This is a genomic window from Pseudonocardia sp. OZ21, from assembly GCF_059359135.1.
Genome location: NZ_JCADBN010000028.1, coordinates 1 through 15005, shown reverse-complemented (window position 1 = coordinate 15005; position 15005 = coordinate 1). Strand labels below are relative to the sequence as shown.

Annotated in this window: 14 protein-coding genes; 13 read left to right on the top strand and 1 reads right to left on the bottom strand. The window is 72.3% G+C overall.

Translation table 11 applies throughout. The annotated features are described in order from the left end of the window. Positions 1-17: 17 nt before the first annotated feature. Positions 18-1007 carry a helix-turn-helix transcriptional regulator gene (locus tag AC5L35_RS35630; RefSeq protein ID WP_495064168.1) on the bottom strand — a complete coding sequence of 330 codons (990 nt, stop codon included), beginning with the start codon at positions 1005-1007 and terminating at the stop codon, positions 18-20. 95 nt (positions 1008-1102) lie between these two features. Between AC5L35_RS35630 and AC5L35_RS35625 the strand changes: the two genes are divergently transcribed. From AC5L35_RS35625 to tyrS, 13 genes are read left to right on the top strand one after another with little or no spacing between them, the layout of a single operon-like run. Then, positions 1103-1663, top strand: coding sequence for a DinB family protein (locus tag AC5L35_RS35625; protein WP_495064167.1), 561 nt, complete (start codon positions 1103-1105; stop codon positions 1661-1663). Positions 1664-1714: 51 nt separating this feature from the next. After that, positions 1715-2740 carry an N-acetyl-gamma-glutamyl-phosphate reductase gene (gene argC, locus AC5L35_RS35620; protein ID WP_495064166.1) on the top strand — a complete coding sequence of 342 codons (1026 nt, stop codon included), beginning with the start codon at positions 1715-1717 and terminating at the stop codon, positions 2738-2740. Further along, positions 2737-3903, top strand: coding sequence for a bifunctional glutamate N-acetyltransferase/amino-acid acetyltransferase ArgJ (gene argJ / locus AC5L35_RS35615; RefSeq protein WP_495064165.1), 1167 nt, complete (start codon positions 2737-2739; stop codon positions 3901-3903). Before argC ends, argJ begins: the two co-directional genes overlap by 4 nt. Continuing rightward, the gene (argB, locus tag AC5L35_RS35610) at positions 3887-4822 is read left to right on the top strand and encodes an acetylglutamate kinase (RefSeq protein ID WP_495064164.1); all 936 of its coding nucleotides are present in this window, start codon (positions 3887-3889) and stop codon (positions 4820-4822) included. Before argJ ends, argB begins: the two co-directional genes overlap by 17 nt. Beyond that, positions 4819-6009, top strand: a complete 1191-nt coding sequence (locus AC5L35_RS35605; RefSeq protein WP_495064163.1) for an acetylornithine transaminase — start codon at positions 4819-4821, stop codon at positions 6007-6009. Before argB ends, AC5L35_RS35605 begins: the two co-directional genes overlap by 4 nt. Continuing rightward, positions 6002-6925 (top strand): ornithine carbamoyltransferase, encoded by a 924-nt coding sequence (gene argF / locus AC5L35_RS35600; RefSeq protein ID WP_495064162.1) that lies wholly within the window; start codon positions 6002-6004, stop codon positions 6923-6925. The genes AC5L35_RS35605 and argF overlap by 8 nt, the downstream gene beginning before the upstream one ends. Continuing rightward, positions 6922-7443, top strand: coding sequence for an arginine repressor (locus AC5L35_RS35595; protein WP_495064161.1), 522 nt, complete (start codon positions 6922-6924; stop codon positions 7441-7443). Before argF ends, AC5L35_RS35595 begins: the two co-directional genes overlap by 4 nt. A gap of 18 nt (positions 7444-7461) precedes the next feature. Beyond that, positions 7462-8895, top strand: a complete 1434-nt coding sequence (gene argG / locus AC5L35_RS35590; RefSeq protein WP_495064160.1) for an argininosuccinate synthase — start codon at positions 7462-7464, stop codon at positions 8893-8895. Continuing rightward, positions 8895-10325, top strand: coding sequence for an argininosuccinate lyase (gene argH / locus AC5L35_RS35585; protein ID WP_495064159.1), 1431 nt, complete (start codon positions 8895-8897; stop codon positions 10323-10325). Before argG ends, argH begins: the two co-directional genes overlap by 1 nt. Further along, the gene (locus AC5L35_RS35580) at positions 10322-11581 is read left to right on the top strand and encodes an aspartate aminotransferase type Ic (protein ID WP_495064158.1); all 1260 of its coding nucleotides are present in this window, start codon (positions 10322-10324) and stop codon (positions 11579-11581) included. The genes argH and AC5L35_RS35580 overlap by 4 nt, the downstream gene beginning before the upstream one ends. Before the next feature lie 7 nt (positions 11582-11588). Further along, positions 11589-12248 carry a DNA-3-methyladenine glycosylase gene (locus AC5L35_RS35575; RefSeq protein ID WP_495064157.1) on the top strand — a complete coding sequence of 220 codons (660 nt, stop codon included), beginning with the start codon at positions 11589-11591 and terminating at the stop codon, positions 12246-12248. Positions 12249-12280: 32 nt separating this feature from the next. Then, positions 12281-13294 (top strand): iron-siderophore ABC transporter substrate-binding protein, encoded by a 1014-nt coding sequence (locus tag AC5L35_RS35570; RefSeq protein WP_495064156.1) that lies wholly within the window; start codon positions 12281-12283, stop codon positions 13292-13294. A 34-nt stretch (positions 13295-13328) separates the two neighbouring features. Beyond that, positions 13329-14606, top strand: coding sequence for a tyrosine--tRNA ligase (gene tyrS / locus AC5L35_RS35565; protein WP_495064155.1), 1278 nt, complete (start codon positions 13329-13331; stop codon positions 14604-14606). Positions 14607-15005: the final 399 nt, after the last annotated feature.

The window sequence follows — 15005 nt, the reverse complement described above, 5'->3', positions numbered from 1 at the left end:
CCAACCTGATTGAAGGATCACGCATTCCCGACATGCTCGGCTGCGCCACGGCCCGCGGCCCGGTCGAACGTCCCCGCCCAGCGGCGCAGGTGGTCGAGCAGTTCGGGCGGCGACTGCACGGTGAACTCCGCGCCGAGCGAGCCGAGTGCCATCGCCGGCCAGTCCAGCGAGTCGGTGCGCATCCGCATCACGCACCGGTGCTCGTCGGCCTCCTCGACCGTGGCCCACCGGCCGATGTGCCCCCGGACGGTCTCCGCCGGGGCGTCGACCAGCACCTCGACGGCGTACGAGGCCGGTAGCTGAACCATCCTCTCCCGGACGAACGTCGCGGCGTCCTCGGCGGGAAGCTCGCGGGTGCGGAACCGGACGCCGGTGCTGCGGGGCCGGTCGAGCCGGTCGAGGCGGAAGCTGCGCCAGTCGTGCCGGACGAGGTCGTAGGCGACGAGGTACCAGCGGCGTCCCAGCGGGACGAGGCGCAACGGCTCGACGTGGCGTTCGGTGCGCTCGCCGCTCGACGCGGTGTAGCCGAACTCGAGGCGTTCGGTGTCGCGGCAGGCCTGGGCGAGGACGGTGAGGTCCCCGGGGTCGACGGTCGGGCCCGTACCCCCGCCCCATGCGGCGGGGACCGTCATCGCGCGCAGGGCCTCCACCCGCCGTCGCAGCCGGGGTGGCATCACCTGCACCACCTTCGCGAGAGCGCGCACCGACGACTCCGCGACCCCCGAGACCCCGCTCTGCACGGCGGTCTGCAAACCGACGGCGAGGGCAACGGCCTCCTCGTCGTCCAGCACCAGCGGCGGGAGCGCCGCCCCCGGGGCGAGCTGGTAGCCGCCGTCGACGCCGCGGTTGGCCTCCACCGGGTAGCCGAGCTCGCGCAGCCGGTCGATGTCGCGGCGCAGGGTGCGGACCGACACCTCGAGCCGGTCCGCGAGCTCCGCCCCCGGCCAGTACCGGTGGGTCTGCAGGAGTGAGAGCAGCCGAAGTGTCCGGGAGCTCGTGTTCGCCATGTTTCCCAGTCTCCGGCAATTCAGGACAGAAAGTGGCACCAGTGCTTCGTATCGTTCTTCTCGACGGACCGACCGGCTCGAAAGGCGGAGACACGATGACGACGAGCGCGACGACCACCACGGAGGCGACCGTGACCGGTGAGCGGGCCGACCTGCTCGAGGCGCTGACGACCCAGCGCCAGTTCCTGCGCCGTACGGTGCAGGGCCTCACCGACGAGCAGGCCCGGCTGCGCACCACGGCCAGCGAGCTCACCCTAGGTGGACTGATCAAGCACGTCGCCGAGGTCGAGAGCGCGTGGGTGGACTTCATCCTGGACGGCCCGTCGGCCATGAGCGGGGACTCGGACTGGGATGGCGCCGAGCCGTCCCAGGAGGTGCTCGACGCGTGGGCGGCGAAGTTCACGCTGCTCCCCGACCAGACCCTCGCCGGCGTCCTCACCGAGTACGAGCAGGTGGCACGGCGCACCGACGAACTGGTGGCCACCCTCCCCGACCTGGATGCCTCCCACCCGCTGCCCGAGGCGCCGTGGTTCGAAGAGGGCAAGACCTGGTCGTTCCGGCGCGTGCTCCAGCACATCGTCGCCGAGACCGCCCAGCACTCCGGGCACGCCGACATCATCCGGGAGTCCCTGGACGGCCAGAAGACCATGGGGTGATCTCCGCGCCCGGTAATCAGATTGCATCGACTTGCGCTGTCGTGCATAGTCATGCAGGTGATACGGATAGCGGTTGCGGGTGCGAGCGGGTACGCGGGAGGCGAGCTGCTGCGGCTTCTCCTCGCGCACCCCGAGGTGGAGATCGGTGCCCTGACGGCAGGAGGGAGCGCGGGCACGCCGCTGGGCGCGCACCAGCCGCACCTGCTGCCGCTGGCCGAGCGAGTCCTGGAGGAGACCACGCCGGAGACCCTCGCCGGGCACGACGTCGTCTTCCTCGCGCTGCCGCACGGGCGATCGGCGGAGCTGGCCGCGCAGCTCGGTGACGACACCGTCGTGATCGACTGCGGTGCCGACCACCGGCTCACCGACGCGGCGGCGTGGGAGCGCTGGTACGGCGGCGAGCACGCCGGGAGCTGGCCCTACGGGCTGCCCGAGCTGCCCGGCGCGCGCGACGCGCTGCGCGGCACCCGCAGGGTCGCCGTCCCCGGCTGCTACCCGACGGCGGCCAGCCTTGCGCTCTTCCCGGCGCTCGCAGCCGGGCTCGTCACGTCCGACGTGGTCGTCACCGCGGTGAGCGGGACGTCCGGCGCCGGGAAGTCACTCAAGCCGCACCTGCTGGGTGCCGAGGTGATGGGGTCGCTCTCGGCGTACGGGGTGGGCGGGGTGCACCGGCACACGCCCGAGATGGTGCAGAACCTCTCCGCCGCGGCCGGCGAGCCCGTCACCGTGAGCTTCACGCCGGTGCTGGCGCCGCTGCCGCGCGGCATCCTGGCCACCTGCTCCGCCCCCCTGACCGGGGACGGCGCCGGGGCCCGGGAGACCTACGAGAAGGCCTACGCCGACGAGCCGTTCGTGTTCCTGCTCCCCGAGGGCACCTGGCCCACCACGGCGGCCACGCTCGGCGCCAACACCGCGCAGCTGCAGGTGACCGTCGACGCCGACGCGCAGCGGCTGGTCGTCGTCGCCGCGATCGACAACCTCACCAAGGGCACGGCAGGCGCCGCCGTGCAGTGCATGAACCTGGCACTCGGGCTGCCGGAGACCATGGGCCTGCCGCTGACGGGGGTGGCTCCGTGAGTGGTGGTGTCGTCGCCCCGAAGGGGTTCCGGGCGGCGGGGGTCGCCGCCGGGCTCAAGTCCAGCGGAGCGTCCGACCTCGCGCTCGTGGTGAACGACGGGCCGGAGTTCGGGGCCGCAGGCCTGTTCACGCGCAACAAGGTCAAGGCTGCGCCGGTGCTGTGGTCCCAGCAGGTGCTCACCGGCGGACGGCTGCGCGCAGTGGTGCTCAACTCCGGTGGCGCCAACGCCTGCACCGGCCCGGAGGGCTTCCAGGCCGCCCACGCCACGGCCGAGAAGGCCGCCGAGCTGCTGGGTTGCGGAGCGATCGAGGTGGCCGTGGGCTCCACGGGGCTGATCGGGCGGCAGCTGCCCCGGGACCTGGTGCTCGCCGGCGTCGAGAAGGCCGTGGCGGGGCTCGACGACACCGCGGCGGCCGGGCTCGCCGCCGCCACCGCGATCATGACCACCGACACCGTCGCCAAGCAGAGCGTCCACGTCGACGGAGCGGGCTGGAGCATCGGCGGCACCACGAAGGGCGCGGGGATGATCGCGCCCTCGATGGCCACGATGCTGACCGTGCTGACCACGGACGCGGTGCTCGACCAGGCCGCGCTCGAACCCGCGCTGCGGGCAGCCGTGCGTGTCAGCTTCGACCGCCTGGACATCGACGGGTCGATGTCCACCAACGACACCGTGCTGCTGCTCGCCTCGGGCGCGTCGGGCGTCACCCCGGAACCCGAGGCCTTCACCGAGGCGCTCACGCAGGTGTGCCTCGACCTGGCGCGGCAGATGCAGGCCGACGCCGAGGGCGTCACCAAGCGGATCACGGTGCGGGTCACGGGCGCGGCCGACGAGGACGACGCCGTGACGATCGCCCGGACGGTGGCCCGCGACAGCCTGGTCAAGACGGCGCTCTTCGGCTCGGACGCCAACTGGGGCCGGATCGCCGCCGCCGTCGGCTACTCGGACGCCGACGTCGACCCCGACCGGCTCGACATCACGATCAACGGCTCGCTGCTGTGCCGCGGCGGTGTGGCGGCAGGCGGGCGCACCGACGCCGACCTGACCGAACCGGACATCCTCGTCGCGGTCGAGCTCGGCCTCGGCGAGGGCACCGCGGAGATCCTCACCACCGATCTCTCGCACGCCTACGTGGAGGAGAACAGTGCCTACCCCTCCTGAGACGGTCACCGATCCCGGTACCGGCGACACGGGCTCCACCGCGTCGCGGCTCAAGCGCGCGGGGGAGAAGGCCGGGGTGCTGGCCGAGGCGCTGCCGTGGCTGCAGCGCTTCCACGGCCAGGTCGTGGTGGTGAAGTACGGCGGCAACGCGATGGTCGACGAGGAGCTCAAGCAGGCGTTCGCCCAGGACATGGTATTCCTGCGGCTCGCCGGGATCCGGCCGGTCGTCGTGCACGGCGGCGGCCCGCAGATCACCGCGATGCTCACCCGTCTCGGCCTGCCGGGGGAGTTCCGTGGCGGCTTGCGCGTCACCACCCCGGAGACGATCGACATCGTCCGGATGGTGCTGGTCGGACAGGTCGGGCGCGAGCTCGTCGGGCTGGTCAACCAGCACGGCCCGTACGCCGTCGGCCTGTCGGGGGAGGACGCGGGGCTCTTCACCGCCGAGAAGCGCACGGCGCTGGTCGGCGGGGAGCCGGTCGACATCGGCCTGGTCGGCGACGTCGTCGAGGTCAACCCGGACGCGGTGCTCGACATCGTCCGCGCGGGTCGGATCCCGGTGGTGGCGGGCGTCGCACCCGACGAGAACGGCACCGTGTACAACATCAACGCCGACAGCGCAGCCGCCGCGCTCGCTGCGGCGCTGGGTGCCGCGAAGCTCGTGGTGCTCACCGACGTCGAGGGGCTGTACGCGAACTACCCGGATCCGGAGTCGGTGATCAGCTCGCTCACGGCCGACGAGCTGGAGCCGATGCTGCCGGCGCTGGAGAGCGGGATGGCGCCGAAGATGGAGGCCTGCCTGCGCGCGGTGCGCGGTGGGGTGCCGCAGGCCCACGTGATCGACGGGCGGGTGCCGCACTCGGTGCTGCTCGAGGTGTTCACCAGTGAGGGAGTAGGAACGATGGTGGTGCCGTCATGAGCGCACCGAGTGAGCCGCGTGATCTGACCACCCGGTGGCAGACCGCGATGATGGACAACTACGGCACGCCGCCGCTCGCGCTCGTACGCGGCAACGGCGCCGAGGTGTGGGACGCCGACGGCCGCCGCTACCTCGACCTCGTCGGCGGCATCGCCGTCAACGCGCTGGGGCATGCGCACCCGGCCGTCGTCGAGGCCGTGACTCGGCAGATCTCCACGCTCGGGCACACGAGCAACCTCTACATCACGCAGCCGCCGCTCGACCTGGCCGAGAAGCTGCTGGAGCTGCTCGACCAGCCGCAGGCCCGGGTGTTGTTCTGCAACTCCGGCGCCGAGGCCAACGAGGTGGCGTTCAAGATGGCGCGCCGCACGGGCCGGCCGCACATCATCGCGGCCGAGAACGCCTTCCACGGCCGCACGATGGGCGCGCTCGCGCTCACCGGCCAGGAGCCCAAGCGCACCCCGTTCGAGCCGATGACCCCGGGCGTCTCGCACGTCCCCTACGGCGACGTCGCCGCTCTCGACGCCGCCGTCGGCCCGGACACCGCCGCGGTGTTCCTGGAGCCGATCCTGGGCGAGGCCGGAGCGGTGAACCCGCCTGCGGGGTACCTCGCGGCGGCCCGGGAGATCACCGCGGCCCGCGGGGCTCTCCTCGTCCTGGACGAGGTGCAGACCGGCATCGGCCGCACCGGCGTGTGGTTCGCCCACCAGCGCGACGGCGTCGTCCCCGACGTCGTGACGCTGGCGAAGGGCCTCGGCGGCGGCCTCCCGATCGGCGCGTGCATCAGCATCGGAGCGGCCGGTGCGCTGCTCGAGCCCGGGCAGCACGGCACCACCTTCGGCGGCAACCCGGTCTGCGCCGCGGCGGCGCTCGCCGTGCTGCGCACCATCGCCGACGAGGGCCTGCTCGAACACGTGAACCTGGTCGGCAAGGAGATCGCCACGACCATCGAGTCGCTGGGCCATCCGCTGGTCCGCGAGGTCAGCGGCGCCGGGCTGCTGATCGGCATCGGTCTCACGAAGCCCGTCTCGGCCGGGGTGGCCGCCGCGGCTCGCGAGGGCGGGTTCCTCGTCAACAACGCGGTGCCGGACCGGGTCCGGCTGGTGCCGCCGCTCGTCCTCAGCGAGGAGCAGGCCGGCGAGTTCCTCGCCGCGCTCCCGTCGTTCCTGGACGCGGCCGATGACTAGGCACCTGCTGCGCGACGACGACCTCACCCCCGACGAGCAGCGGGCGGTGCTGGACCTCGCCGACACGATGAAGGCCGACCGGTACGGGCACCGGCCGCTCGCCGGTCCGCGCCCGGTCGCCGTGCTGTTCGACAAGCCCTCCACCCGCACCCGCCTGTCGTTCGAGGCCGGGATCGCGCAGCTGGGCGGACATCCGCTGATCGTCGACGCCCGGTCCAGCCAGATGGGGCGCGGCGAGACGATCGGCGACACCGCGCGGATGCTCTCCCGCTACGTCGACGCGATCGTGTGGCGCACCGGCGACCAGTCACGGATCGAGGAGATGGCGGCCGCCTCGACCGTGCCGGTGGTCAACGCGCTCACCGACCAGTTCCACCCCTGCCAGGTGCTCGCCGACCTGCAGACGATCCGGGAGCGCTTCGGCCGGCTCGCCGGGCTCACCCTCACCTACCTGGGCGACGGCGCCAACAACATGGCCCACTCGTTGCTGCTCGGTGGGGCCACCGCCGGGCTGCACGTCCGGGTCTGCGCGCCCGAGGGCTTCCAGCCCGACGCCGGCGTGCTGCGGGACGCGAAGAACCGCGGTGCGGAGACCGGTGGCGGCGTCGAACTGGTGGCCGACCCGCACGCCGCCGTCGACGGGGCCGACGTGGTGGTCACCGACACCTGGGTCTCCATGGGCCAGGAGGGCGACGGCGTGGACCGCACCGCTCCGTTCCGGCCGCTGCAGATCAACGCCGCGCTGCTGGAGCGGGCCGCACCGGAGGCGATCGTGCTGCACTGCCTGCCGGCCCACCGTGGCGACGAGATCACCGGCGAGGTCATCGACGGTCCCGCGAGCGCGGTGTGGGACGAGGCGGAGAACCGGCTGCACGCCCAGAAGGCGCTGCTGACCTGGCTGGTGCAGCAGTCATGACCGCCGTGGGCGACGACCGCGGCGCGGCGCTGGCCGGTCCGTCGGCGCCCGGGCGCTCCCGGGCCGCGCGGCAGGCCCGCATCGTCGAGCTCATCACGCAGGGGTCGGTGCACAGCCAGTCCGAGCTGCTCGCGCTGCTGGAGGCCGACGGCATCGGCACCACGCAGGCCACGCTGTCGCGTGACCTCGACGAGCTGGGCGCGGTCAAGCTGCGCGGCGCCGACGGGGGCACTCCGGTCTACGTGATCCCGGACGACGGGAGCCCGGTGCGCGGCATCGAGGGCGGCACCGCACGCCTGGCCCGGCTGCTGGGGGACCTGCTGGTGTCCGCGGACGCGAGTGGGAACCTGGCCGTCCTGCGCACCCCGCCGGGGGGAGCGCACTATCTGGCCAGTGCCCTGGACCGCGCCGCACTGCACGACGTCGTCGGCACCATCGCCGGCGACGACACCCTCCTCGTGGTGGCCCGCGAACCCCTCACCGGCGCCCAACTCGTCGCGCGCCTGCGCGAACTCTGACCAAGGAGCAACCATCTCGTGAGCAAGGTCCTGACCTCCCTCCCCAAGGGCGAGCGGATCGGCATCGCCTTCTCCGGAGGCCTCGACACCTCCGTGGCGGTCGCCTGGATGCGCGACAAGGGCGGGATCCCGTGCACCTACACCGCCGACCTCGGCCAGTACGACGAGCTGGACATGTCCGGCGTGCCCGCACGCGCGAAGCAGTACGGGGCCGAGATCGCCCGCGTGCTCGACATCAGGCCGCAGCTGGTCGAGGAGGGCCTGGCGGCGCTGGCGTGCGGCGCCTTCCACATCCGGTCCGGGGGCCGGACGTACTTCAACACCACCCCGCTGGGCCGCGCCGTCACCGGGACGTTGCTGGTACGGGCGATGCAGGCCGACGACGTCAACATCTGGGGCGACGGCTCGACGTTCAAGGGCAACGACATCGAGCGGTTCTACCGCTACGGCCTGCTGGCCAACCCCGAGCTGCGCATCTACAAGCCGTGGCTCGACGCCGACTTCGTCCAGGAGCTGGGCGGACGCCACGAGATGAGCAGGTGGCTCACCGCCCACGGGCTGCCCTACCGGGACGCTGCCGAGAAGGCGTACTCCACCGACGCCAACATCTGGGGTGCGACCCACGAGGCCAAGACCCTCGAGCAGCTCGACGTGTCCCTGGAGACCATCGAGCCGATCATGGGGGTCAAGTTCTGGGATGCGGCGACCCGGATCGAGACCGAGGACGTCGCGATCACCTTCGAGGCCGGGCATCCGGTGGCGATCAACGGCAAGCGGTTCGCCGACAAGGTCGCCCTCGTCCTCGAGGCCAATGCGATCGGCGGACGCCACGGCCTGGGCATGTCCGACCAGATCGAGAACAGGATCATCGAGGCGAAGTCGCGCGGCATCTACGAGGCGCCCGGGATGGCGCTGCTGTTCGCCGCATACGAACGGCTGCTCAACGCGATCCACAACGAGGACACGGTCGCCAACTACCACAACGAGGGCCGCAAGCTGGGCCGGCTGCTCTACGAGGGGCGCTGGCTGGACCCGCAGGCGCTGATGGTGCGCGAGTCGATCCAGCGCTGGGTCTCCTCGCTCGTGACCGGCACCGTCACGCTGCGCCTGCGCCGCGGCGACGACTACACGATCCTGGACACTCAGGGGCCCGGCTTCTCCTACCACCCCGACCGGCTCTCCATGGAGCGGGTCGAGAACGCCGCCTTCGGGCCCACTGACCGGATCGGCCAGCTCACCATGCGCAACCTCGACATCGCCGACTCCCGCGCCAAGCTGGAGGCCTACGCCGCGCAGCCGCAGGAGCAGGGCACGGTGCTCGTCGAGCACGGCACCCTCTTCGGCGAGCTGCCCGCGGGCGGCTTCGACCGGATCGCGGCGGCCGAGGAGACCGGTGAGCACGACTCCGGAACGTCCCTCGACGCCGCCGCTCTGGAAGCGGGTACCGACTGATGTCCGGCTCCCAGCTGTGGGGTGGCCGGTTCGCCTCCGGGCCGGCCGATGCGCTGGCGGCGTTGTCGAAGTCCACGCACTTCGACTGGCGGCTGGCTCCGTACGATCTGCGCGGCTCGATGGCGCACGCCCGCGTGCTCGCCCGCGCGGGCCTGCTCACCGACGGCGAGCTCGCCGGCATGCTCGACGCGCTGGCCAAGCTCGAGGCCGACGTGGAGTCGGGCGCGTTCGGACCCGCGCCCGACGACGAGGACGTGCACTCGGCGCTGGAGCGGGGGCTCATCGAACGGGCCGGTCCCGAACTGGGCGGCAAGCTGCGCGCCGGGCGCTCGCGCAACGACCAGGTGGCCACGCTGTTCCGGATGTGGCTGCGCGACGGCGCCCGCCGGGTCGGCGCGGGCGTGCTGGACGTCGTCGACGCGCTGGTGGCCCAGGCCGCTGCGCACCCGGACGCCCCGATGCCCGGGCGCACGCACCTGCAGCACGCGCAGCCCGTCCTGCTCGCCCACCATCTCGCCGCCCACGCCCACGCCCTGCTGCGCGACGTCGACCGGCTGCACGACTGGGACCGGCGCGCCGCGGTGTCGCCGTACGGCTCGGGCGCGCTGGCGGGGTCGTCGCTCGGGCTCGACCCCGAGGCCGTGGCCGCGGAGCTGGGCTTCGACTCCTCGAGCGCCAACTCCATCGACGGCACGGCGTCGCGCGACTTCGCGGCCGAGGCCGCGTTCGTGCTGGCGATGATCGCGGTGGACCTCTCCCGGATCGCCGAGGAGGTGATCATCTGGGCCACCGCGGAGTTCTCCTACGTCACCCTCGACGACGCCTTCTCCACCGGCAGCTCGATCATGCCGCAGAAGAAGAACCCCGACGTCGCGGAGCTGGCCCGGGGCAAGGCCGGGCGGCTGATCGGCAACCTGACCGGGCTGCTGGCCACGCTCAAGGCGATGCCGCTGGCGTACAACCGCGACCTGCAGGAGGACAAGGAGCCGCTGTTCGACTCGGTCGAGCAGCTGGAGCTGTTGCTCCCCGCGGTGGCCGGGATGGTCGCCACCCTGACCTTCCACACCGACCGGCTCGCCGAGCTCGCCCCGGCCGGGTTCACCCTCGCCACCGACGTCGCCGAGTGGCTGGTGCGGGCCGGTGTCCCGTTCCGCACTGCGCACGAGGCCGCCGGTGGCTGCGTCCGGGTCGCGGAGACCCGTGGCGTCGGGCTCGCCGACCTCACCGACGCGGAGCTGGCCGCCGTGCACCCGGAGCTCACGCCAGCGGTCCGGGAGGTGCTCACCGTCGCGGGGTCGATAGCCTCGCGGAACGCCCGTGGTGGGACGGCGGGGGAGCGCGTCGCCGAACAGCTCGACGCGCTGCGCGCCGCCACAGCCGCCGCCCGCGCCGTGCTCACGCCAGCCTCCACCGGAAGAGGACCCGCATGACCTCGTCCACCGCCGACGTGGGAACGCAGCTCGATCTCGACGCGGCCCGTGCCGCCTACGACGAGCTGCGCGCCCGCGGCCTCTCGCTCGACCTCACCCGCGGCAAACCGTCGAGTGCCCAGCTCGACCTGGCCACCCCCATGCTGAGCCTGCCCGGCGAGCACTTCCGGGCGGCCGACGGCACCGACACCCGCAACTACCAGGGCTTGCAGGGGCTCCCGGAGCTGCGTGCGCTGTTCTCGCCGTTTCTGGGGGTGCCGGTCGAGCAGCTGATCGCGTTCGGCAACTCGAGCCTGGAGCTCATGCACGACACGCTCGTGCACGCACTGCTCAGCCCGCTCCCGGGCGCCGACCGTCGCTGGGTGGACGAGGAGCGGGTGCGGTTCCTCGCCCCGACCCCCGGCTACGACCGGCACTTCGCAGTCTGCGAGCGACTCGGTATCGAGCTGGTGCAGGTGCCGATGACCGCGGACGGCCCCGACATGGACGTGGTCGAGGAGATCGTGGCCGTCGACCCGTCGGTCAAGGGCATCTGGTGCGTGCCCAAGTACTCCAACCCCGACGGCGCCGTCTACTCCGAGCACACGACGCGCAGGCTCGCGTCGATGCCGGCAGCGGCGCCGGACTTCCGGATCTTCTGGGACAACGCGTACGCGGTGCACCACCTCACCGAGCACGAGGTGGAGATCGCCGACGTGCTGGCGCTCGCCGCGGACGCGGGGCACCCCGACCGCCCGTTCGTCTTCGGTTCCACCTCGAAGATCACGCTCGCCGGTGCGGGCGTGGCGTTCCTCGGCGCGTCCCCGGCCAACGTGCAGTGGTGGCTCGCCCTCACCGCGAAGCGCACGATCGGGCCGGACAAGACCAACCACCTGCGTCACGTGATGTTCCTGCGGGACGCCGACGGCCTGCGCGAGCACATGCGCCGCCACCGTGAGCTGATCGCCCCGAAGTTCGCCGCCGTCGACCGGATCCTCGCCGAGCGCCTCGGGTCGGTGTCCGGCGTGCACTGGTCGCGGCCGGCCGGCGGGTACTTCGTCACGCTGATCGTGCCGGACGGCACGGCCACGGAGATCGTCCGGCTCGCGGGGGAGGCCGGGATCGCGCTGACCCCGGCGGGCGCGACCCACCCTTACGGCACCGACCCGGAGGACCGCACGATCCGGCTCGCACCGACGTTCCCGGAGCTGGCCGAGGTGGAGCGCGTCATGTACGGGGTCACCGACTGCGTCCGCCTCGCGCTGGCCGCCCGCTGAGCCGAGTGTGAGCACGGAACGGCGGTCAGCGGACGAGGACGGTCCGGCACCGCTGCTGGACCGCGATGAGCTGGCCGGGGACGTCCTCGTCGCGGCCGTCCGGCTGCTCGGGTGCACGGTCGAGGCCGACACCCCCGAGGGCACGGTGGCCGTGCGGCTCGTCGAGGTGGAGGCCTACCGCGGCGCCGACGACCCCGCCTCGCACAGCTTCCGTGGGCGGACGGCGCGCAACGGCGTGATGTTCGGGCCTGCCGGGCACCTGTACGTCTACTTCGTCTACGGGATGCACTTCTGCGCCAACATCAGCTGCCTCGAGGACGGGGAGGCGGGTGCGGTGCTGCTGCGTGCCGGCGAGGTCGAGTCCGACCTCGCGGTCGCCCACGCCCGACGGCCGACCGCGCGGCGTTCGGCCGACCTCGCGCGGGGCCCGGCGCGGCTCGCGTCGCTGCTCGGGCTCGGCCGGGACCACAACGGGGTGGACGTCACCGATCCCGGGTCGCCGGTGCGGCTGCTGGCCGCGCCGCCGATCGACCCGGCGCTGGTGCGCTCCGGCCCTCGGGTCGGGGTGGCGGCGGCGCACGACCTGCCGTGGCGGTTCTGGGTGCACGGGTCGGCCGCGGTGAGCCAGTACCGGCCGGGCCGGAACGCGCCGGTGGGGCGCCTTTGACCGACTTCGATAGGTTAGCCTAACCTGCGCTCGTGATCGTCTCGCATCTCCGGGCAAGGCGCGCGTTCGCGCCCCTCCTCGCCGCCGCCGTCCTGCTCACCGCCTGCGCCGGCGGTGGGTCTCCGGCCGGCGAACCGGCACCGTCGGCGCCGGGGAACGCGGCGTTCCCGGTGACCATCGAGCACACCCTCGGTTCCACGGTGGTGCCCGCCGAGCCGCGCCGCGTCGTCTCGCTGGGCTACACCGACCAGGACGCACTCCTCGCACTCGGGGTCGTCCCGGTCGCGATCCGGGAGTTCACCGGCAACAAGCCCTCCGCGACCTGGCCGTGGGCGGCCGACCGCCTGCAGGGTCAGCAGCCCCAGGTGCTCGGCACCGAGATCGACCCCGAGACGATCGCCGCCCTGCGGCCGGACCTGATCGTGGCCGTGTCGGCCGGGCTCGACGCGGAGCAGTACGCCACGTTCTCCCGGATCGCCCCGACGATCACGCAGCCCGTCGGCTTCCCCGCGTACCAGGCTCCGTGGCAGGACGCCACGCGGCTGATCGGCACGGCGGTCGGACGGTCCGCGCAGGCCGGGCAGATGGTCACCGACCTGGACGCGAGGTTCGCGGCCGTGCGCGCGCAGTACCCGCAGTTCGCCGGCAAGCGGGCCGCACTGGCCGCGGTGAGCTCCACCGGTACGGGCAGCTACTTCGTCTGGAACTCCCAGGACAACCGTGGGCGCTTCCTGGGCTCGCTGGGGTTCACCGTGCCCGAGCGCTTCGACCAGCTGGCCGGGCAGAGCTTCTACGCCGAGATCAGCACCGAGCAACTCGGGCTGCTCGACGAGAACGACCTCGTGGGATGGATCGCCATCCCAGGGACCTCCAACTCCGGTCTCCAGCAGCAGCCCGGCTACCCGGCCCTGCGGGTCGGCCGGGAGGGTCGCGTGGTGGATCTCACCGAGGAGCAGGGGGCCGCACTGTCGTTCAGCAGCGTGCTGAGCCTGCCGACGCTGCTCGACGACCTGCCCGGCGAGTTCGCCGCCCGCCTGGGCGGCTGAAAACCCCTGGCCGGTGTGGGGGAGGATCGGTGTCGTGGGTACCGACATCCTCGACGAGCTGGAGTGGCGCGGCCTGATCGCGCAGAGCACCGACCGGGACGCGCTGCGGCGCGAGCTCGCCGAGGGAGTGCTCACGCTCTACTCGGGCTTCGATCCCACAGCTCCCAGCCTGCACGCCGGCAACCTCGTCCCCCTGCTGGCGCTGCGGCGGTTCCAGCAGGCGGGAGCGCGGCCGATCGTGCTCGCCGGGGGCGCCACGGGAATGATCGGCGACCCCCGAGACGTCGGCGAGCGGTCCATGAACAGCGCCGAAACGGTCACCAACTGGGCCGAGCGCATCCGCGGGCAGCTCGAGCGGTTCGTCGAGTTCGACGACTCACCCACCGGCGCGCTGATCGCCGACAACCTGGACTGGACCGGCCCGCAGACCACCCTCGAGTTCCTCCGCGACGTCGGCAAGCACTTCTCGATCAACGTCATGCTCAGCCGCGAGACGGTGAAGCGCAGGCTCGCCACCGACGGCATGTCGTACACCGAGTTCAGCTACCTGCTGCTGCAGAGCCAGGACTACCTGCACCTGTACCGGCGTCACGGCTGCCGGCTGCAGATCGGCGGCTCCGACCAGTGGGGCAACATCGTCGGTGGCGTCGAGCTCATCCGGCGGGTGGAGGGCGTCGGCGTCCACGCCCTCACCACGCCGCTGGTCACCGACAGCGAGGGACGCAAGTTCGGCAAGTCCACCGGGGGCGGGAGCCTCTGGCTCGATCCGGAGCTGACCTCGCCGTACGCCTGGTACCAGTACTTCCTCAACGTCTCGGACGCCGACGTCGGCCGGTACCTGCGGCTCTTCACGTTCCTCTCGCAGGAGGAGATCGAGGAGCTGGAGAAGTCGGTCGCCGAACGGCCCCATCTGCGCGCCGGACAGCGCAGGCTGGCCGAGGAGCTGACCACGCTCGTCCACGGCCGGCGGCACACCGAGCAGGTCGTCGCGGCGTCCGGAGCGCTCTTCGGGCGCGGTGACCTGCACGATCTGGACGCCAGCACGCTGGATGCCGCGCTCGCCGAGGTCCCCACGACCACCGTCCGCCTCGACGAGCGGCCGACCGTCGTCGACCTGCTCGTGGCCACCGGACTCGCGGAGAGCCGCGGTGCCGCCCGGCGCACCGTCGGCGAGGGCGGCGCCTACGTGAACAACGTGAAGGTGCCCGACGAGCAGTGGATCCCGGGGGAGCCGGACCTCCTGCCCGGGCGCTGGCTCGTGCTGAGGCGAGGGAAGCGCAACCTCGCGGGCGCCAGGGTGGTCTCGGCCTGACTCGGCCGAAAAAGGGGTCTGACCAGCAGGAATCCCGAAAAGGGACCCCCGATTTGACTATGGTCCGAGGGCCTGTGTAACTTTCTCCTCGTCGCCACGGCGGGCAGCACGACAGACCGGGACGGAGATCCTCCGGCCCAGAGTCAGCCCCCGGACAGGCGGCCGCCCCGGAAGGCCCCGCACCGCAAGGTGTAGGCTTCTGGATGTGGGCCTGGTGGAGCTTGACTCCACGGTCAGGACCACGTACTGTAGAAAAGTTGCTCCGGCACTGACCGGTAGCGATACAGACGAGAACACAGCCCCGGAGCATCACCTTGCGGTGGTGGATGGTGTGCGGGTGTCTTTTGAGAACTCAACAGTGTGTCGAGCTTTATCATGAATTGGTTTTATGCCAGTTTG